Here is a 20,288-nt window from a genome sequence, read left to right on the forward strand (position 1 = left end):
ATAGCGTGTAAAAACATGTATGATAGGAGATGGAGAATTTTTGAGTAGGTGGGAATATCATGCAAACAGTAGAAGATTATCTTTCATTCTTACATACGAAAGGATTTAAACTATCAGAGGAAGCACAAGGGTTTATTATGTTCGGACAAGGATATACTGGTGCATCTGATGGAATTGTGAACGCAGCAATAGAAGCGACAATTAAACATCAATTACAGTTTGATGGAAGTTATTTTGTTGCGTTATTAGAACGTTTGAAAGAAGAAGAAATTACAGATAAAAAAAGCGCTAAGGCTTTTATGCGGAAGTTACAAGCATAACTTCACGCAGCCTGCGCTTCTTTTTTTGTTTTGGAAGGTAATTCAACAAAAACCATGCCTAGGAAAATACATAGGCATCCGATAATAGCAGAAATAGAAAGTTGTTCGTTTGCAACGAGAACGCCTGTTAATGCAGCAAAAACAGGCTCCATTGCGAAAATAATTGCTACTCTCGTTGGAGACGTATGTTTTTGTGCTGATGTTTGAATAAAAAAAGCAATGGATGTCGCAAATAGGGAAGTTAGAAATAGAGCGAATAAAAAGGAAGAATTCGTCCATAGTGCTACTGAAAATAATTTTTCCCAATCTTCAAACAAAAAGGCACAAATAGAAGAAAACATACCGACAGCTAATACTTGCGACGTGCTTAATAATAAAGGTGATATTTTCTTAGAGAAGAAGCCGTTAACAAGAATATGGGCAGCGAAAGCAACTGCACAACCGAGAACGAGTATATCTCCAATGTTTAATTGAAAAGAATCACCAGCAGTTAATAAGTATAAACCTGCTGTTGCTACAGCAATGCCCATTACGATAAAAATGGTAGCTTTTTGTTTTAAAAAGATAAAAGACAAAATGGGTACCATAACGATACTAAGACCTGTTAAGAAACCAGCTTTTGAAGAAGTTGTATAAAGTAAGCCGAATGTTTGTAATACATAGCCAACGCATAAAAAAAATCCAACGATTAATCCAGCGAGACTACTCTGTTTTATATCTTGTTTTGAAGATTTTTTTGAGAAAATCATTTGAACGAATAATAAAATAATTCCAGCGAATAAAAAGCGAATACCATTAAAAGTAAATGGACCAACGAAAGACATAGCATTTTGAACGACAACAAATGTAGCTCCCCAAATAAAAGAGACAAATAATAAAGCAAGAGGAGCAACCCAATCTTTTTTCACACTCATACCCCCGTTAATTTTGTAAGATAGCTTTTCTAGCTAATTCATCAGCAACTTTATTTTGACTACTTGGAATCCACTTAATAAAAAAGAGATCGAAACTTTTTATGTACTGTAATGCTTCTTCTAATAGTGGTGCAAACATTTTATTTTTTGCGTATTCTTTTTCGACAGCTCGCTCGACAAGTTGCGAATCTGTACGAAAAGAGACAATGTTATAATTATGCTCCGTGCAATATTTTAATGCCGCAAGTAAAGCGTGGTATTCTGCTTCATGATTGGACATTGTCCCAAGGGGCAATGATAATTGTACAGTTGGTTGCACCCCTTTAATAAACACTCCAGCACCAGAAGGACCAGGATTTCCTTTTGATGCACCATCAATATATACTTCAATCAAAGTGAGAAACCTCCAAATTATAAGATGATCCCCTACTTATATGTTTCTTTGAAGTAGGGGATAGAGTAACTTAGCCGATTGTAATACTATAACGACATGTAAATGTTTCATTCGCTTGTAAAGATTGAATTCCTTTTTTTTCCTTGAAATCTTTTGCCGGATTTACTTCATCAGCAATACCGTACCAAGGTTCAATACATAAGAAAGGTGCGTTTTGGCCTGGTGTCCATACGCCGACAAATGGGAATCCGTCAAATTCTACTTTTACAAATTTATTATGTTTATGAGAACGAATAGAGATTTCATCCGTATTCATATTTTCAAAAATAAGCGCATCATTTTTGAATAAATCGTATGTAAGTGGTAATTCATTCGTATTTTCAGCGATTAATTGTTTTTTACTTGAAAGGTAAGGTCCTTCTAATACGCTTGTTTCTAAGCGTTCAGAACCATTAAATGATAAATGATAATCTGTAAATGATTCGCCCTCTAATAAGGGGAAGTTGAAACCAGGATGTGCTCCGATTGAGAAGAACATCTCTTTTGAAGTAGGGTTATTTACTTCATATGTTACATGAACGATTTGTCCGTCTAGCTCATAAGAAACGAGTAATTCGAATTCGTATGGGTATTTTTTTAATGTTTCTTCATTACTAGTTACAATATAAGTGATTTTCGTTTCACTTTGTTCTTGTACAGAGAATGTAAGATCACGAGCAAAGCCGTGTTGTGTTAAAGAATATGGTTTACCATCTACGTAGTATGTATTATCTACTAATCGGCCGACAATTGGGAATAAAATTGGTGCGCGGCGCCCCCAATAAGAAGAATCGCCTTGCCATAAGTATTCAGTGTTATCTTCTTTTAAGCGAACGCTTTGTAATTCTGCACCTTTGTCAGAAATGGAAACGACCACTTTTTCATTTTGAATTGTTGCTGTCATGAAGCGAAACCTCCTAAAACTTTCATATGTTTTATTATACGTTGTCTAAAAGAAAAAAGGTAGTTAATGATAGGAATCTATTGACGAGAGAGTGTGTATTGCGTAGAATATATTCTTGTTGCTTAAAAAACGAATAACGTGGTTCGAAACCATCCCACGTAAAAAAACTAAGGAGATTTTGTCATGAATATAAGAACATTAGTCGGTAATGGTATTTTAGCGGCATTATATATTGCTGTTTCTATGCTTATTCAGCCATTTGGCTTTACGAGTGTACAGTTTCGTATTTCAGAGATGTTTAATCATCTTGTTGTATTTAATAAGAAAGCAATTTACGGAATTGTATTAGGTGTATTTTTAACAAATCTCTTTTTCTCACCTATGATCGCTTACGATTTAGTATTTGGAGTAGGGCAATCTATTCTTGCATTAGTTGCAACGATTATTTCTATGCGATTTATTAAAGGTGTTTGGGCTCGTATGATTTTTAATACAGTTATTTTTACAATTACAATGTTTATGATTGCAATTGAGCTTCATCTTGCATTTGATTTACCATTTATGTTGACTTGGTTAACATGTGCCGTCGGTGAATTTGTTGTCATGGCAATTGGTATGCCTGTAATGTACTGGATTAATAAACGAGTACAATTTGAAAGATTTATGCAATAGATGAAAGAGCTATTCCTATAGGGATAGCTCTTTTTGTATGTAATCATATTGAATATAATGCTGTGACTCTTGATACAATATAATAAAATAAAGTGAGGCTTTCATTAGCTGACTACATATAAGAAGTCTTATATAAGGGGAATCTAGTATGAAATATAAAATTCATTGGTTGTATAAAACAAAGAGCGGATTGCAGACGGAATTAACGACAGATTATATGAACATAGAAGATGTATTGCAATTTGCAGAGGATTTCGAGAAAACAGGAAGAGTGAAAGAACTATCATTTTATGATGAAATGGATGCAGAATGGTCATTAAAGGAAATGAAAAAGCTGAGTAAACAAGTAGAGGAAGAGCCCCAAGAAATCCTCGTTTATTTTGATGGCGGTTATGATGTACAGACGAAAGAAGCTGGAGTAGGTATATGTGTATACTATAAAAAAGGAAATACAAAATACCGAATTCGCCGTAATGCATATATAGAAGGTATATATGATAATAATGAAGCGGAATATGCATCATTACTATATGGCATGAATATACTCGAGGAATTCGGAATTAAGTATGAAGCAGTTACACTTCGCGGCGATTCTCAAGTTGTACTGCAGCAATTGGCTGGAGAATGGCCTTGTTATGATGAGCATTTAAATCATTACTTAGATCAAATTGAACAAAAAGCGAAGCAAATGAAATTAAAACTTGTAAGTGAGCCGATATCTAGAAAACAAAATAAAGAAGCGCATCAATTAGCTACGCAAGCATTAGAAGGAACAGTCATTGATAGTCATAAAGAAATAACCGAATAGAGAGGTGCAAAGGTGGATAAAAAGCAACTCATTACAGAGGTAAATGACTTATTAGAAACGTATTGTGAAGGATGTTTCTTGCGAGAACATAATCGAAAGACAAATAGTAAGTATTACGCTCATTCATTTTGTATACGACAATGTACAGTTGGAGAAACATTGAAAAAGTATGGGGAACAGTTATCATGAAAAAACATCCAGAGAAAATTCTCTGGATGTTTTTTAGTGTCTTGCTTCGTTTAGTTGATGCTCGCATTTACTTAATTTCTTTTCCTCATTCATTAAAAATGGCTCATCTAAATCTGTCGCAACAGATTTCATAATTTCAAGCTGAGAGCGAGCGGCTTCTACAGCAGTAGTCGCATGCTCTAATGTATCTGGATCCATTGAAATTGTCGCTGACCCTACCATTTTTTGTGCTGTTTCTACACGGAATTTCACTTCTTCAAAATCATTTACTTCTGATCCCATTATTACTTCCTCCTTTGTATATTGCGCATTTCACATAGTTTTTGCTCTGTAAAACGGAAATATACAAAGGAATAACAAAGGAGGTTACCAAGTAAGGTAACCTCCTGTTATATGTTGGATTAAAGTTTTACTACGTTAGCAGCTTGAGGTCCGCGGTTTCCTTCAGTGATATCGAAAGATACTTCTTGACCTTCTTCTAAAGCTTTGTAGCCGTCACCTTGAATAGCAGAGAAATGTACGAATACATCGTCAGCGCCTTCCATTTCGATAAATCCAAAACCTTTTTCGTTGTTAAACCATTTTACTTTTCCTTGCATGTTACAATTCCTCCTAAAAACATTTGCTTTTTTCATTTAGTGAAATTCATTTGAAAGATAATATAAACTAAAAATGCTATAATCTTGAATATTCTGCTAAATGATTAATTTAAATATACACGAATTGGTAGAAATTAGTCAAGTAAGCGATTTTATTTTTTTGTATTTTTAAATAATTTTTCAGCCGAATTTTTAAATAGGTATAGGACAGGCCGAGTATGTAATATTCTTAATTGAATGCTATACATAATGAGGTGAAAGAAAGAATGAATGAGTCTTATTTATTAGATAATGAAGGAATGAGAACGAGAACTGACATACCAAATTGGGTTACAAAAGAATTTCAAAATTTTTCGAGTGTCGTGCTAGAACCAACTTTCCCATGTTATTTCGGCTTAACAGCTTTGAAAAAGAATGAACTTCGTTATTCATTTCTCTCTCATAATGATTGGAGTCATTTGCCACATACAATGTTATCTTTTTTAGAGTTAATGAAAGAGCGCCCAATTGTAAGAAGAGGATTCTTTCTTTTTGTGGAACCGGAATGTGAGGAACAATCACTGGAATATTATCGTGAGTACTTTTGGAAAGTACTACAATATTTACATGAAAACGATGACCAAAAATGGCCGAAGCAAATTCCTGAAGACCCAGACCATTACTTATGGGAATTTTCATTTGGTGGTGAACCGATATTCGCATTTGGAAATGCGCCAGCTTATAAACAACGAAAAACTAGGCATTTAGGAAATTCTCTCGTTATTGGATTTCAACCGCGTACCATCTTTGATGGATTAGAAGGGGAGCGCCCTAAAGGAGCATATTCAAGACAAACGGTCCGAGATCGAGTTGAAAAGTGGGATCAGCTGCCGAAACACCCTAACATTAGTCATTATGGTGATCCAGATCATCGCGAATGGAAACAATACTTCATAGGAGACGATGTAGAGCCGATAAAAGGAAAATGTCCTTTTCTTCATAAGTTAGAAAAGTAAGAGCCATCATCCAGATGGCTCTTTTGCATATTTTGGATAAAAAAGGGTATTTTAGTAGTAAATATTTTGATGAAAGCTAGTCTATTTTTAATCATTACATCATTACTTAATAGTAAAGGAAGTAGAAAGGATAGAGCGATGTTTGGAGCGATTATACAACAAATTGTATTAGGTATTTCATTAGCTGCGCCAGTAGGTCCGATTAATATTGAAATGTTAAAACGAGGAATTGAACGAGGTTTTTGGCATGCATGGGTTGTTGGAATTGGTGGAATGACTGCAGATATTTTGTTTATGCTTCTCATTTATTTCGGTTTATCTTCTGTGTTTATGTATACATATGTACAAGCTTTTATGTATTGCACAGGGTTTTTCTTATTATTTTATTTAGGATTTCAAAGTGTAAAACAAGGAATTTCCCACTCGAATATGGAATATAAAAAGGAAGAGGTAGGTGGCCTTAAACAATCGTTTATGGCAGGTTTTTTAATTGCGATATCCAATCCATTAAATCTTGTTTTTTGGTTTGGTATATACGGAAGTACACTTAGCTCATTGCTTACGAAGGTAACGAAACAAGAAGCCTTTTTATACAGTCTTTGTATTATCGTTGGCATTATTTTATGGAATTTAAATATTGCTTTTTCTGTCCATTTTGGCAGAACTTTATTAAAGCAAAAAGCACTTGGCTATATAACAGCCGGAGCCGGTATTATTTTAGTAGGATATTCTATCCATTTTGCATACAAAGCTTTACAGTTGTTCACATAAGATTGAAGGGGAGATTTTTATGTATCGAACCACTATTGACGGAAAAGAAATTATTATTACGTTAGCACCCAAAATCCGAAAAGAAATTACTGATAGGAATCCACTATATGAAGCGGTATTTCATAATGCAGCAAGATTACTGCAAACAAAGCAACCAACGTTTGCGCTAAATCATGAAATATTTGGGCTCATTATTGGAGAGGTACAAAGAGGAGAAGTAACAGTGTTTGCGGTGGAACATATTATTCCAAAGCAAAATATATTTGGATCGAACAATTTTTTCTCGACAATAGAGCAGCAGGCAAATTTGTAAAGTGAATAGAATAAAATAAAAAATAAAAGAAATAGTCGTAACGATATGTTGCGGCTGTTTTTTTGGAAAAGGGGGAAGGAAGATGAAGAGAGTGGGGAAAGAGTTCTTTTTACAACATGATATCGTTATTATGTATAGTATTTTATTTATTTTCATCATTATTTTAAAAATGCAATTTTTCACATGGATCGGTATGTTCGCGTGTTTGTTTGGGATTGTTTTTTATACGCTTAACGAATATATGACACATCGGTTTTTATTCCATTTAAAGCCACCTAAAAACGTATTTTTATTAAAAATGTTAAGAAGATTACATTATGATCATCATGTATATCCAGATGATTTAAAACTATTGTTTTTGCCTGTATGGTTTAGTATACCTAGCTTTACTATATATTTACTTATAGCATATGGTATAACAAAAAGTGCTACTATTACACTTTCATTCGGAATTGGAATGATTATCATGCTTCTCGTTTATGAATGGAAACATTATATTGCACATAAGCCGATTCGTCCGTTCACTAAGTTTGGAAGATGGCTAAAAAAACAGCACATATTACACCATTATAAAAATGAAAAGTTTTGGTTTGGTGTTTCAAATCCAGTATTCGATTTCATATTTGGAACGCTTAAAGATGGGAAAGACGTTGAATTAAGTGAAACAGCTCGTAATTTAGAAAAAGAGAAAAAGACAGAAGTAGTGCGATAAGCACTACTTTTTTTATTTGGAAATTTGCCGGGTGGTAAAACTCCCGCCTCACAATCCGGCAAATATGAGGAAGTTAGATGGAAGATAACTTCCTGTAAAGCTTGACTGGTGAGGAATTGAAGTACGTAATTTTTATGTTGAAAAAGTATATTAAAAACTTAGGAGAAATTGGCGAAAAATGTCTATCGAAAAATCTTTGCAGGAATGTATGGATTGTCTAAAATAGAAATAAGTTTCTGAATATTTATAAAATTTAGTCTTTAGGTATACAAGGGGTAATTGTATTTTCAGTAAGAGAGGGGAATGGGAATGAAAAGAGATGATACATCAGCACGTAAGTTACAAAATGAAGTGAATTATACAGAGGTTGTTCAGTCAGAAGAATTTCAATTGCTATTAAATACGAAAAAGAAGTTTATCGTTCCGATGAGTATTTTCTTTTTAAGCTTTTTTATTGCATTACCTATTTTAACATCGTATTCAAAGGTGCTCAATACACCAGCATTTGGGGATGTTACGTGGGCATGGGTGTTTGCATTTGCGCAATTTATCATGACGTGGTCATTATGTATGATTTATAGCAAAAAAGCAGAATCCTTTGATGAAATCTCGCAAAAAATTCTACAAGATATGCAAAAAGGGAGGGGCTAACTTTGAATATAACTGCTTTTGCATTATTTTTAATCATCGTTCTTGGTACACTCGTCATAACTTATTTTGCGTCGAAGAAAACGAAAAATGCGAGTGAGTTTTATACAGCTGGAGGGGGATTAACTGGTTGGCAAAATGGTCTGGCCATTGCGGGAGATTACATGTCTGCTGCGTCATTTCTTGGTATAGCCGGAGCGATCGCATTAACTGGATTTGATGGGTTCTTTTATAGTATCGGTTTCTTAGTTGCTTACTTAGTTGTATTATACTTAGTTGCAGAGCCACTTCGAAATTTAGGGAAGTACACGTTAGCAGATATGATTGCGGCGCGTTTTGATGCGAAAAAAGTTCGCGGCGTTGCAGCACTTAATACAATGACGATTTCGATTTTTTATATGATTGCACAATTAGTTGGGGCTGGTGCACTTATTAAATTATTATTAGGGATCGAATATACGACATCCGTTTTAATCGTTGGTACATTAATGACAGTGTACGTTATTTTTGGTGGAATGACTGCGACGAGCTGGGTACAAATTGTTAAGGCTGTATTACTTATGGCTGGTACATTTATTATTTCTGTTATCGTGTTCTCAAAATTTAATTTTAGTGTGACTGAAATGTTCGCGCAAATGAAAACAGCTACGCCATTAAAAGATTCATTTTTAAATCCAGGGGTAAAGTATAAGGATGGTCTTGATACACTGTCTTTAAATTTAGGACTAGTTCTTGGTACTGCCGGATTACCACATATTCTTGTTCGCTTTTTTACAGTACGTGATGCAAAAACGGCACGGCAATCTGTTGTGTACGCTACGTGGTTAATTGGCGCATTTTATATTATGACAATCTTCTTAGGATTTGGGGCAGCAGCATTTGTAGGAAATGAGGCAATTATGAAAGCAAACCCTGCTGGTAATATGGCAGCACCTTTATTAGCTAAAGCGTTAGGTGGAGATTTCTTATTTGCTTTCGTATCAGCAATTGCCTTTGCAACTATTTTAGCTGTAGTGGCAGGCCTTGTATTAACAGCAGCATCAGCATTTGCACATGATTTTTATAATGAAATTATTCGCAAGGGGAAATCAACGGAAAAAGAGCAAGTGTCAATGGCTCGCTATGCGTCTATTGGGGTAGCGGTATTATCCATTATACTAGCGTTATTTGCTCAAACGTTGAACGTAGCATTTTTAGTTTCATTAGCATTTGCAGTTGCAGCGAGTGCAAATCTACCAGTTATATTATTCACAATATATTGGAAGCGCTTCAATACAACAGGTGCCATTTCGGGTATGGTCGTTGGTCTTGTATCAGCAATTGTTCTCGTAGCGTTAAGTCCAAATGTTTGGAACCCTGTAGCTGGAAAAGCTATATTTGTTGGGGAAGCGATATTCCCATATACGACACCTGGAATTATTTCAATTCCGCTTGGATTCCTTGCAGCATATTTAGGAACCGTGTTATCTAGTAAGAAAGAAGATGCTGCGAAATTTGATGAGATTCTTGTGAAATCTAATACAGGTCATGGTGTTAGTGATGCATCGTCACATTAAAAAGAGAAGGGCTTTTCGATATATAAGAAAAGCTCTTTTTTCCTTGTAAATATTACTGTATTGTAAGTAGGATTTTGTCTTAATTTTGTGGAATGAAAATAAGCAGGGAGAAAATTAAATCATCATGGCACCAGCACAGCTTTTGTGAAAAATAAGTTGTTATGGAAGGTGGAAGAAATGATGAAAACGAAACAGACTGATGAATTATTAGCAAAAGATGAGCAATATGTTTGGCACGGAATGCGTCCCTTTAGTCCAAATAGTACAATGGTAGGGGCAAAAGCAGAAGGGTGCTGGGTTGAAGATATAGAAGGGAAAAGATATTTAGATGGTATGAGTGGTCTTTGGTGTGTGAATAGTGGATATGGCAGAAAAGAGCTCGCAGAGGCGGCTTATAAGCAATTACAAACATTATCATACTTTCCAATGTCACAATCGCATGAACCGGCTATAAAGCTTGCAGAAAAATTAAATGAGTGGCTTGGAGGAGAGTATGTTATTTTCTTCTCTAATAGTGGCTCGGAAGCGAACGAAACAGCTTTTAAAATAGCAAGACAATACTATGCTCAAAAAGGTGAACCGCATCGTTATAAATTTATGTCACGTTACCGCGGGTATCATGGAAATACAATGGCAACGATGGCAGCGACTGGACAAGCACAGCGTAGATATCAATATGAGCCATTTGCTTCAGGATTTTTACATGTAACGCCGCCAGATTGTTATCGTATGCCTGGAATAGAAAGAGAGAATATTTATGATGTAGAATGTGTAAAAGAAGTAGATCGCGTTATGACATGGGAATTAAGTGAAACGATTGCAGCTTTTATTATGGAACCAATTATTACGGGCGGAGGCATTTTAATGCCGCCACAAGACTATATGAAAGCTGTTCATGAAACGTGTCAAAAACACGGTGCCTTGCTCATTAGTGATGAAGTGATTTGCGGTTTCGGACGTACAGGAAAAGCATTTGGATTTATGAATTATGACGTTCAGCCAGATATTATTACGATGGCAAAAGGGATTACGAGCGCATATTTACCGTTATCAGCGACAGCTGTGAAAAAAGAAATATATGAAGCATTTAAAGGGAAGGGAGAATATGAATTCTTCCGTCATATTAATACATTTGGTGGAAATCCTGCAGCTTGTGCATTAGCGCTTAAAAACTTAGAGATTATGGAAAATGAAAATTTAATTGAGCGATCTGCACAAATGGGCTCGCTTTTATTAGAGCAATTAAAAGAAGAAATTGGAGAGCATCCACTTGTTGGGAATATTAGAGGGAAAGGTCTACTAGTTGGAATCGAACTAGTAAATGATAAAGAGACGAAAGAACCAATTGATAACGACAAAATTGCAAGTGTTGTAAATGCTTGTAAAGAAAAAGGTTTAATTATTGGACGAAACGGCATGACAACAGCAGGATATAATAACGTCTTAACATTAGCACCACCACTTGTTATTTCAAGTGAAGAAATTGCCTTTGTTGTTGGAACGTTGAAGACGGCGATGGAACGTATTTAATGAATCGAGCGAGCTGTAATATACAGCTCGCTTTTGTTTATTATGTGAAATATGATAAATTTTCAAAGGGAGGGAACTTTTATGAAGAAATATGACCCTAGTCAACATTATCACATCGGGTATTATGAAGATGGATACGATTTAGAAGTGACGGCGTACAAAAGAATAAATGAACCAGTTTGGGACGCTTATATTCCGCACTATGAGGTAGACAATTTTTATAAGAAAGTGGAGAAAATGAAGCTAGGTGAATATATAGATGATTACGGCATTATGGTGTATTCATTTAGTAATGATATGGATGATGAAGAAGCACGAACTATGTTTGAAAACTGGTTAAAAAAGAATGGAATTGTTTAGAGATAAAATGAAAAAGGAGATTACTATCTTATAAGATAGTAATCTCTTTTTATTGTAGAAAGCTTATTTACTATTTACTTGCTTTCATTGCTTTATCTTTTGCACCAAAAGTGTATTTTAACATTGGTGGTGTAATCATTGTAGTTAAAATAACGACAATAACGATAGCTGTAAAGTAATCTTGTGCTAGTAGACCTGAAGAAAGTCCTGTTCCTGCGATGATAAGTGCAACTTCACCACGAGAAACCATTCCAGCACCGATAATTGCAGAAGACTTAGCGTCAAATCCAGTCATTCGTGCACCAAATCCACAACCAATTAGTTTCGTTAATACAGCGATTACTGTTAATGCTAGGATGAACCAAATTTGATTGCCAATACCGTCAAATGTAATATTCATACCGATACTAACGAAGAATACTGGAACGAACATAGCGTAAGCGATTGGTTCTACTTTCTTTTCTACTTCATGTTTGTAGTTCGTTTGAGAAATAGCGATACCAGCGGCGAAAGCACCGATAATACCAGCAATTCCTAATAGTTCGCCGAAATATGCGAATGAGAAACAGATGATAAGAGCCGCGCTCACGATAGACTCAGATACGCGTAGTGGTGATAACCAGCGCATAATCGCAGGAACACCTTTCCATCCGATTAAAATAATAGAAGCGAAGAATACAACTTTCTTCAAGATAACCATTGTTAAGTTAACATCGTCTGTACCTAAGAAGCTCATTGCAAATGCTAATAAAATAACAACAAGAATGTCATCAAATACAGCCGCGCCAAGCATAGTTGTACTTTCACGTGTTTTCATCTTTCCTAAATCACGAAGTGTTTGTACGGAAATACTAACACTTGTCGCACATAGAAGTAATCCTAAAAATACAGCATTTCCTTGTTCCATTCCCATAACAAGACCAGAAACGTAACCACCTACGAATGGTAGAATGATACCTCCAAGGGCAACAGCTAAAGAAGAATTACGATTTGCATTTAATTCCTCTAAGTCTGTTTCAAGTCCTGCCATAAACATTAAAAGAATAACACCGACATTACTTAATTGTGTTAGAAGCTCTGAATTTTCAATCCAACCTAATATAGCTGGACCGATAACGATACCGACAATTAATTTACCGAGTACAGAAGGTTGACCTAGTCTAACACTAAGGTCACCAGCAAGCTTTGTACTTAATAAAATAAGTGCAATTTGAAAGAAAAATTCGAAATCCATCGGATTCTCTCCTCATCATTTTTATTTTTATCATACGATTTCTCGGAATTTGCCTAATGAAAATATGTAAAACCCATTAAACAAAGGGTCTGATTACAAGTTCTTTTGAACTCGTAATTTGAACCTGTAATTAATATATAATATATTTTACAAAAAATCAATGAAAAAATGGGAGCTTTTTTGGAGAGAAAAGGTGTTATTAGGGATATACATATAAGAATAGTGTGTGAATTTTTATATGTATGAAATAGTATGAAGCCCTTTTTCATTACAAATAATAAAGCCTAAATACGATTTCAAGAATTATAAATGTGAAAGGGAGGGCTTATCATTTGAAGTCATTAAAAAACAATTTGTCTATCGTTGCTTTAGGTGGAGTAAATGAAATAGGAAAAAATATGTACGCTATTCAATATGAAAATGATATTATCGTTATTGATTGTGGATCTAAATTTCCAGATGAAAGTTTATTAGGAATTGATTTAATAATTCCAGACATCACATACTTACAAGAAAATAAAGAAAAAATTCGCGGGTTAGTCGTGACGCATGGACATGAGGACCATATTGGTGGAATACCATATTTTTTAAAACAACTAAACGTACCAATCTATGCGACGAAGTTAACGTTAGGTTTAATTGAAATTAAATTAAAAGAGCATAATCTTCAAAATGATACGGAATTAATCGTTATTCACGCAGAATCAGAAATCGATCTCGGTTCTATTAAGGCGACATTCTTTAAAACGAATCATAGTATTCCAGACTGTCTCGGTATTGTGTTTCATACACCAGAAGGTACTGTAGTACACACCGGGGATTTTAAATTTGATTTAACACCAGTAAATAACCAACATCCTGATATTCATAAAATGGCTAAAATAGGTAGTGAAGGTGTACTAGCTTTACTATCTGAAAGTACAAATGCAGAACGACCAGGTTTTACTCCATCAGAGAGATCGGTAGGGGAACGGATAGAGGAAATATTTATGAAAGCAAATAGAAAAGTAATTATTTCTACATTTGCTTCTAATGTGAATCGTGTTCAGCAAATAGTTGAAGCTTGCATAAAAACAAATCGAAAACTAGCTCTGCTCGGGAGAAGTATGGTAAATGTAGTAGAAGTTGCTCTAGAGAAAGGGTATTTACATATTCCAGACGACATGTTAATTGAAGCGAGTGAAGTAAATCGTTTAGATCCAAAGCAGGTAGCGATACTTTGTACAGGAAGTCAAGGAGAACCGATGGCAGCTTTAGCGCGTTTAGCGAGTGGAAACTATAGACAAGTTGATGTTTTAGCAGAAGATACGGTTATTATAGCGGCGACTCCGATTCCAGGCAATGAACGTAACGTTTCAAGAATTATAGATAATTTATTTGCTTTAGGAGCAAAAGTAATTTATGGATCAGGTAGTTCTACTGGAGTTCATGTATCTGGTCATGCGTATCAAGAAGAATTGAAATTAATGCTCACTTTAATGAAACCTAAATATTTTATCCCAATTCATGGAGAGTTTAGAATGCTACATCACCATAGCTTGTTAGCAGAATCAATTGGTGTCGAAAAAGAAAATATCTTTATCGTTCGTAATGGAGATGTTGTAGATATAAGTAATGAAGTGGCCATTCAATCTAGAAAAATACAGGCTGGAAATATATATGTAGATGGTTTAGGAATTGGTGATGTTGGAAATGCCTTATTACGTGATCGAAAACAACTTTCAGAAGATGGAATGCTCGTAATAGTTATTACCTTTAATAAAATGGATGGAGAAATTATTTCCGGTCCTGATATTATCTCTCGTGGATTCGTCTATGTTCGTGATTCAGAAGAATTTTTGAAGGAATTAAATAAATTAGCTGTTATTACGATTAATAATTTAAAGAAAGAGAATGTGAATAGCTGGGGTATTTTGAAAAGAGAAGTAAGAGAGGCTTTAGGGAAGTTTATATATACTAACACGAAAAGAAAACCGATGATCCTTCCTATAATAATAGAGGTTTAAGATTTAATAAAAAGAATTCTCTTAGGGGAATTCTTTTTTGTTTTGAAGACAGAATGAACATATAATGAAATAAATAGAAATGGAAGGAAATAAAAGATGTTATTAAATAAACGTTTTACAATTGGAGAAATGGCAAAAATGCATAATATAGCGGAATCTACTTTACGCTATTATGATGAAAAGGGGATTTTTCATCCGTCCATTGTGGACCCGCAAACAAATTATCGCTATTATACGATCGATCAATTTTCACTATTAGATACGATTAAATTTTTACGCCAATTAAATATTCCATTAAAGGAAATTAAGAAATATATTGATGAAAGAAATCCGGCATACGCACTCAATTTACTGGAAAAACAACAAGAAATGATGTTGAAAAAACAAAGAGAAATTGAGTATGCTTTGGCGAAAATGGAACATAAAATTCATTTAATTAAGGAAGCGACAAAAGCAAAAGCTGAACAAATGGTAATTAAAGAGATCCCGCAGCGAAAAATTACAGCAATTGCGGTTGCCCCGAATACGACGGATGATATGTTTGAGTACTATATTCATTCGTTGCAAAAAAATATGAAACAAATGGATGATAGCTTATTTTCTGGAGATATCGGTGTAACAGTTGCGAAAAAAGGATTAATGCAAAATGAGTTTCAAGCATATAGCAGTGTTTTTATTCTTTTGGATTACATGCCTTTTCAAATACATAGTTCAGATGAAATTAAAGAAGGCATGTTTGCCTGTGTATATCATCATGGACCATATGAAGAAACGGATGAAACGTATAAGAAGTTAATGAAATATATTAATCAAGAAGGATACGAAGTAAGTGGAGATGCGATTGAGATTGCATTAATTGATTGGTCTGTAACAGATAATCCAGAGGAGCAAGTAACAGAAATTCAAATTCCTATAATGAAAAAACAAAGCAATAAGTTGTAGGACTCGTATCATTACAAATTGGCATCAAACACGATAATTAAGTTACCTATTTTTTAATTCTCTATTGACCTTCAAGTAACTTGAAGGTTTAAACTGTGAACAGAGCATTGAAAAAGGAGCATTTATATGATGGAAACAACAGAAAAGTTAAGAGAAAAACCGATAAAAAGTTTATTTATTTCTTATTTAATACCAGCCGTTCTAGGAATGGTGTTAATGTCAGTTAATATTGTGATTGACGCGGTTATGATTAGTAGGGGAGTTGGAGCGAACGGATTAGCAGGAGTAAACGTGGCTATTCCAGCGTTTTCAATTTTCTTCTCTATTTCATTATGGATTGGAATGGGCGGGGCAACGTTATATTCCATTGCACTAGGTGAAAATAAATTAGATAGGGCAAGATCTATTTTTACTCAATCCATGACGGTAGCAGTAATTATCGTAGGTGTGTTAGCAGCGATTTGCTTATGGAGAATAGAAGATTTAGCATACTTATTCGGTGCAAACGAAGTGATTTTACCGTATACGTTAGACTATTTACACGTGTTATTAACATTTGGAATGATATACGTTTTAGAAAATATTTTAAGTACATTTATACGAAATGACGGAAATCCTAATTTAGCAATGGCAGGTCTAGTTGTAACTGCTGTATTAAATATAGTGTTTGACTATATCTTTATTTTCATCTTTGGATGGGGTGTAACAGGTGCTGCTTCAGCGACTATTCTTTCAGCAGCAATTGGTTTCCTTGTATTATTAACGCATTTCTTTAGAAAAAGTAGTATTTTAAAGTGGACGAAATTCCATTTTGAATGGGATACAGTTAAACAAATTATGATTATAGGTTTTCCTAGTTTTACAGCAGAAAGTACAGTAGCGATTGTTACGATTGGTTTTAATATTGCATTCGTTCAATATGCAGGAGAAGTAGGAGTCGCTTCTTATGCGATGGTGAACAGTATTCATGCGATGACATTACTACTATTCTTCGGTGTTGGAGCAGCGTTACAACCGATCGCTAGTTTCCATTACGGGGCAAATTTACCAGAAAGATTGCGTGAAGGATTAAAGTTCGCTGTAAAAATTGCGGTAGTACTCGGTGGTATTGCAATAGTTATCGGATTATTCTTCGGGAAATATATTATTGGTCTATTTGATGTCCAATCTCCAGAGTTATTGGAGTTAACATTAACGGGTATTAGCTTGTTCTTTATCCAATATGTATTTTTAGGATATAACATTGTGTATGGAGAGTACTTCCAATCAGTGCGACAAACGACAAAATCAGTGCTGATTATAATGAGCCGAGGGTTACTATTTATTATTCCATTATTATGGATTATGCCAAAAGTATTTGGGATAAATGGAATTTGGCTCGTTATGCCAGTAGCTGAAGTATTGACAGCGATTATCGTATTTACGATGAATCGTATGAAACATCCTGTTCCATTAAATATGGCGGGAGAGAAAGAAGCGATTTAATGAAGAAAATCCCCTTGAGCAAGTAAGGGGATTTTTTTACTCTTTTAAACTAATCGCAAAAGATCCATCTGTTTCTTGAACAGACGCGAAAGCAACGCTTTTAATATTAGTGATGCCCTTTTCTTTTAATTCTTTATATAACCATTTTTCGTCTTTATGAATTAACTTTAAGTTATCGTATTGAATTTGCGAATCAACGATAAGGGCAATTGGTAATCCAGCATACGTAACATCTATGTTTAAATCTTTTGGAGTTAATGGTACAAGTTCACGCTTTGGTAAAATGCTAATGGCTCCGTTCGCTTCTAAAATAGCATATTCAATTTCGTGAACACTTGGATATCCTGCGACGCGAAGGTTAGACAGTAGTTCAGCGATTGGATATCTACTTTTTTGTAAGTTTTCAAAAATAATATCACCATGTTTAATTAAAATGATAGGGTGTCCGAGAATAAAACGATTTAGTTTGTTTAGTAAGCTTAATTTTGTAAGAAGCAAATGCAAACATGTAATAACGACCATACCGAGAAAAGCTTGCAAAGCACCAGAGACAGGTATGGCCTGAAAAGCTAAATAAGATAAAAAGATAATAGCACCAAAATCATGAGGAGTTAGTTGTGCTAAAGCTGATTTACCGAGCATTTTAAGTGATAGTAAAAATAAGATGAAAAAGAACGATACGTTACATAAAAAGAGAAGCAATAGAGACACTCCTTCGTGCAAAGTTGTACTTACTGTTCCCGAAAGAAATATAAATATTACTTTCCAGAGGATAAATTAGGCTGAATTGGAATTTGTCTGTATACAAACAAATAAATGGATATTATCATGAAAGAAGCAAAGAACATAGGAGTATATGGATATGAAAAAGAAGAAAATAATTAAGTATATGATAGGCATTATAATCATTTGCACCGTTTATGCAGGATTTTTACAATATAACATTTATAAGCATGGACAGATGAATGCAACCTACGATGCGGATTATATAATTGTATTAGGATCGAAAGTAAATGGAACGAAACCGTCGTACTCATTGCAATATCGTATTGATAAAGCAGCTGAGTATTTACAATCACATGAGAAAACAATTGCTATAGTATCTGGAGGGAAAGGAAAAGGAGAAGATATTTCAGAAGCATTAGCAATGAAAAATGGATTAATGAAACTAAAAATTGCAGAAGACCGCATTATAATGGAAGATAAGTCAACGAGTACAGATGAGAATATTAAATTCTCAAAACCGTTAATTCCAGACAATATGAAAAAAGGAATGATCGTAACAAACGATTTCCATATGTTTAGAGCGAAAAAAATAGCAGCCAAGCAAGGTTTACAATTAGAAGGTCTTCCGGCTGAAACACCGAAGCGAATTGTCATTCCATCGAATATACGAGAGTATTTAGCCATTACGCAATATTGGTTTATGAATCGAATATAGAGAAAAGTAATCCCGTCTGGAAGTCCAGTCGGGATTATTTTTGATGAAAATCTTACAAATATGTCATGTTCATGAAAGGTAAAGCGATAGTTTCTAGAATCGATTCCTGACATAATGAAGATAACAAAAACTATTTAGAGGTGAATCGGATGAAAGGAAATAATATATTATCTTCACTATGTTACTTTAGTATCTTTTTTGCACCATTTTTACTGCCAATTATCGTCTACTTCGTTGCGGAGGATGAAGTGAAATACCACGCGAAAAAAGCATTTTGGTCACATATTTTCCCGTATGCGGTTTTATTTGGTGGATTAGCAGTATCCGGCATATATGGTTTAAGCTTCAATCAATCTGATGGTGCTGGAATTGGAATGATGACCACATATGCAGTATTCATTCTTGTAGGGATTTATTACTTCATTTGGAATATCGTAAAAGGTATTAAAGTTTTGAAAACAACGTAATAAGACAAGAAATAATTTGATGTAAACCTGTCGGTATTTGTTGATAAGTCGATATATTTGAAAAATCGTTGATATAATGCAAGGAATCGTCGATATAATTTCATTTACCGTACTAATAGACGTTTTAAAAAAGAGCAATTCAAAAAGAATTGCTCTTTTTGTGCTTATAAGTTGTGAATATTGAAAAAGATATGTTAATTTTTCATTATGAAGAGAAAAAAGGAGTGTTTTTCATGAATGAGATCATACATAAAATGGAGCAACACGTTTCAGTTCGTAAATATAAAGAAGAATCAATTCCGAAAGATGTAGTAGAAAGAATGGTGCAAGCTGCGCAGCATGCTGCTTCCTCGCATTTTGTACAGGCGTATTCTGTTATATATGTAACAGATCAAGACCTAAAGGTTAAACTAGCAGAGCTATCCGGAAATCGTCACGTGAAAGACTGCGCAGCATTCTTTGTTTGTTGTGCAGATTTAAAACGACTTGAAATGGCGTGTGAACAGCATGGTACAGAGATTAAGCATGAAGGAGTAGAAGACTTTATCGTTGCGACTGTAGATGCTTCACTGTTCGCGCAAAACGTAGCGTTAGCAGCAGAATCGTTAGGATACGGTATTTGTTATATTGGTGGTATTCGTAATAACCCGAGAGAAGTAAGTGAATTGCTTCATTTACCAGATAAAGTATATCCTATATTCGGAATGACAGTTGGTGTACCAGATGAAAATCATGGAGTGAAACCGCGTTTACCAGTAGCAGCAATTCTTCATGAAAATGGGTATGATGAAAAGAAATATGATGAATTATTAAACGAATACGATGAAACGATGAGCTCGTATTACAAAGAAAGATCAGCAAACAAGAAAAACGTAACATGGACGGAATCAATGAGTTCGTTTATGGCTAAAGAAAAAAGAATGCATATGAAAGAGTTTTTAAGTGAAAAAGGATTTAATAAGAAATGAGTAAAAAGGCAGACCTGCATG

General features: G+C 34.6%; 25 protein-coding genes and 1 riboswitch. Of the genes, 18 read left to right on the forward strand and 7 right to left on the reverse strand.

All coding sequences use genetic code 11. The features are described 5' to 3' along the window. Positions 1-59 precede the first annotated feature (59 nt). Positions 60-320: a DUF6123 family protein gene (locus tag ACU8YW_RS08080; protein WP_001195212.1), complete on the forward strand. Its 261-nt coding sequence runs from the start codon at positions 60-62 to the stop codon at positions 318-320. Positions 321-322: 2 nt separating this feature from the next. On the opposite strand, the gene ACU8YW_RS08085 is transcribed toward ACU8YW_RS08080, so the two are convergent. The 3 genes from ACU8YW_RS08085 to ACU8YW_RS08095 all read right to left on the reverse strand — a co-directional run bounded on the left by ACU8YW_RS08085 (position 323) and on the right by ACU8YW_RS08095 (position 2,571). Beyond that, complete coding sequence (locus ACU8YW_RS08085) at positions 323-1,228, reverse strand: DMT family transporter (protein WP_048543452.1); 906 nt, start codon at positions 1,226-1,228, stop codon at positions 323-325. A gap of 13 nt (positions 1,229-1,241) precedes the next feature. After that, a complete protein-coding gene (locus tag ACU8YW_RS08090) occupies positions 1,242-1,628 on the reverse strand; it encodes a reverse transcriptase-like protein (RefSeq protein ID WP_106382777.1) in 387 nt (128 codons plus the stop codon). A 70-nt stretch (positions 1,629-1,698) separates the two neighbouring features. Further along, entirely contained in the window at positions 1,699-2,571 is an 873-nt protein-coding gene (locus ACU8YW_RS08095) for an aldose 1-epimerase family protein (RefSeq protein WP_106382778.1), read from the reverse strand. Between the two features lie 132 nt (positions 2,572-2,703). After that, positions 2,704-2,748, forward strand: a riboswitch (PreQ1 riboswitch). Positions 2,749-2,754: 6 nt separating this feature from the next. Between ACU8YW_RS08095 and ACU8YW_RS08100 the strand changes: the two genes are divergently transcribed. The 3 genes from ACU8YW_RS08100 to ACU8YW_RS08110 all read left to right on the forward strand — a co-directional run bounded on the left by ACU8YW_RS08100 (position 2,755) and on the right by ACU8YW_RS08110 (position 4,240). After that, positions 2,755-3,243: a QueT transporter family protein gene (locus ACU8YW_RS08100; RefSeq protein WP_048543446.1), complete on the forward strand. Its 489-nt coding sequence runs from the start codon at positions 2,755-2,757 to the stop codon at positions 3,241-3,243. A gap of 148 nt (positions 3,244-3,391) precedes the next feature. Beyond that, complete coding sequence (locus tag ACU8YW_RS08105) at positions 3,392-4,051, forward strand: ribonuclease H family protein (RefSeq protein ID WP_098134021.1); 660 nt, start codon at positions 3,392-3,394, stop codon at positions 4,049-4,051. Positions 4,052-4,063: 12 nt separating this feature from the next. Beyond that, positions 4,064-4,240, forward strand: a complete 177-nt coding sequence (locus ACU8YW_RS08110; protein WP_000358801.1) for a zinc-finger domain-containing protein — start codon at positions 4,064-4,066, stop codon at positions 4,238-4,240. Positions 4,241-4,273: 33 nt separating this feature from the next. Here ACU8YW_RS08110 and ACU8YW_RS08115 read toward each other — a convergent pair whose 3' ends face one another. Further along, positions 4,274-4,522: a DUF2564 family protein gene (locus ACU8YW_RS08115; protein ID WP_000534395.1), complete on the reverse strand. Its 249-nt coding sequence runs from the start codon at positions 4,520-4,522 to the stop codon at positions 4,274-4,276. A 119-nt stretch (positions 4,523-4,641) separates the two neighbouring features. After that, positions 4,642-4,839 (reverse strand): cold shock-like protein CspB, encoded by a 198-nt coding sequence (gene cspB, locus ACU8YW_RS08120; protein ID WP_001161731.1) that lies wholly within the window; start codon positions 4,837-4,839, stop codon positions 4,642-4,644. Positions 4,840-5,105: 266 nt separating this feature from the next. Between cspB and ACU8YW_RS08125 the strand changes: the two genes are divergently transcribed. From ACU8YW_RS08125 to ACU8YW_RS08160, 8 genes are all read left to right on the forward strand, one after another. Then, on the forward strand, positions 5,106-5,834 hold the full coding sequence (locus ACU8YW_RS08125; RefSeq protein WP_098134022.1) for a YqcI/YcgG family protein: 729 nt from the start codon (positions 5,106-5,108) through the stop codon (positions 5,832-5,834). A gap of 138 nt (positions 5,835-5,972) precedes the next feature. Further along, entirely contained in the window at positions 5,973-6,605 is a 633-nt protein-coding gene (locus tag ACU8YW_RS08130; RefSeq protein WP_000466560.1) for a LysE family transporter, read from the forward strand. Between the two features lie 19 nt (positions 6,606-6,624). After that, complete coding sequence (locus ACU8YW_RS08135; RefSeq protein ID WP_000286360.1) at positions 6,625-6,918, forward strand: hypothetical protein; 294 nt, start codon at positions 6,625-6,627, stop codon at positions 6,916-6,918. Between the two features lie 82 nt (positions 6,919-7,000). Continuing rightward, the gene (locus ACU8YW_RS08140; protein WP_000832138.1) at positions 7,001-7,630 is read left to right on the forward strand and encodes a sterol desaturase family protein; all 630 of its coding nucleotides are present in this window, start codon (positions 7,001-7,003) and stop codon (positions 7,628-7,630) included. A gap of 309 nt (positions 7,631-7,939) precedes the next feature. Next, on the forward strand, positions 7,940-8,281 hold the full coding sequence (locus tag ACU8YW_RS08145) for a DUF485 domain-containing protein (protein ID WP_000817375.1): 342 nt from the start codon (positions 7,940-7,942) through the stop codon (positions 8,279-8,281). A 2-nt stretch (positions 8,282-8,283) separates the two neighbouring features. Beyond that, positions 8,284-9,834 (forward strand): solute symporter family protein, encoded by a 1,551-nt coding sequence (locus ACU8YW_RS08150; RefSeq protein WP_001027730.1) that lies wholly within the window; start codon positions 8,284-8,286, stop codon positions 9,832-9,834. Positions 9,835-10,014: 180 nt separating this feature from the next. Beyond that, complete coding sequence (locus ACU8YW_RS08155) at positions 10,015-11,364, forward strand: aspartate aminotransferase family protein (RefSeq protein ID WP_000850952.1); 1,350 nt, start codon at positions 10,015-10,017, stop codon at positions 11,362-11,364. Positions 11,365-11,445: 81 nt separating this feature from the next. After that, positions 11,446-11,724 carry a DUF3986 family protein gene (locus tag ACU8YW_RS08160; protein ID WP_426933797.1) on the forward strand — a complete coding sequence of 93 codons (279 nt, stop codon included), beginning with the start codon at positions 11,446-11,448 and terminating at the stop codon, positions 11,722-11,724. 70 nt (positions 11,725-11,794) lie between these two features. Here the strand turns inward: ACU8YW_RS08160 and ACU8YW_RS08165 are convergent, their stop codons facing one another. Further along, complete coding sequence (locus tag ACU8YW_RS08165; RefSeq protein ID WP_048543422.1) at positions 11,795-12,958, reverse strand: cation:proton antiporter; 1,164 nt, start codon at positions 12,956-12,958, stop codon at positions 11,795-11,797. 332 nt (positions 12,959-13,290) lie between these two features. Between ACU8YW_RS08165 and ACU8YW_RS08170 the strand changes: the two genes are divergently transcribed. The 3 genes from ACU8YW_RS08170 to ACU8YW_RS08180 all read left to right on the forward strand — a co-directional run bounded on the left by ACU8YW_RS08170 (position 13,291) and on the right by ACU8YW_RS08180 (position 17,391). Then, a complete protein-coding gene (locus tag ACU8YW_RS08170; protein WP_088062752.1) occupies positions 13,291-14,964 on the forward strand; it encodes a ribonuclease J in 1,674 nt (557 codons plus the stop codon). Positions 14,965-15,060: 96 nt separating this feature from the next. Then, positions 15,061-15,906, forward strand: coding sequence for a MerR family transcriptional regulator (locus tag ACU8YW_RS08175; RefSeq protein ID WP_088062753.1), 846 nt, complete (start codon positions 15,061-15,063; stop codon positions 15,904-15,906). Positions 15,907-16,035: 129 nt separating this feature from the next. After that, positions 16,036-17,391: an MATE family efflux transporter gene (locus ACU8YW_RS08180; RefSeq protein WP_088062787.1), complete on the forward strand. Its 1,356-nt coding sequence runs from the start codon at positions 16,036-16,038 to the stop codon at positions 17,389-17,391. A gap of 36 nt (positions 17,392-17,427) precedes the next feature. Here ACU8YW_RS08180 and ACU8YW_RS08185 read toward each other — a convergent pair whose 3' ends face one another. Then, positions 17,428-18,093, reverse strand: a complete 666-nt coding sequence (locus ACU8YW_RS08185) for a DUF421 domain-containing protein (RefSeq protein WP_000923941.1) — start codon at positions 18,091-18,093, stop codon at positions 17,428-17,430. 160 nt (positions 18,094-18,253) lie between these two features. On the opposite strand from ACU8YW_RS08185, the gene ACU8YW_RS08190 reads away from it, so the two are divergent. The 3 genes from ACU8YW_RS08190 (at position 18,254) to nfsA (ending at position 20,267) form a co-directional block, all read left to right on the forward strand. After that, positions 18,254-18,832 (forward strand): YdcF family protein, encoded by a 579-nt coding sequence (locus tag ACU8YW_RS08190; protein WP_088062754.1) that lies wholly within the window; start codon positions 18,254-18,256, stop codon positions 18,830-18,832. Between the two features lie 149 nt (positions 18,833-18,981). Next, positions 18,982-19,299: a magnetosome magnetite crystal formation protein family gene (locus tag ACU8YW_RS08195; protein ID WP_098082110.1), complete on the forward strand. Its 318-nt coding sequence runs from the start codon at positions 18,982-18,984 to the stop codon at positions 19,297-19,299. 233 nt (positions 19,300-19,532) lie between these two features. Further along, a complete protein-coding gene (gene nfsA, locus ACU8YW_RS08200) occupies positions 19,533-20,267 on the forward strand; it encodes an oxygen-insensitive NADPH nitroreductase (RefSeq protein ID WP_088608790.1) in 735 nt (244 codons plus the stop codon). Positions 20,268-20,288 lie beyond the last annotated feature (21 nt).

It is taken from the genome of Bacillus pretiosus, assembly GCF_052947655.1.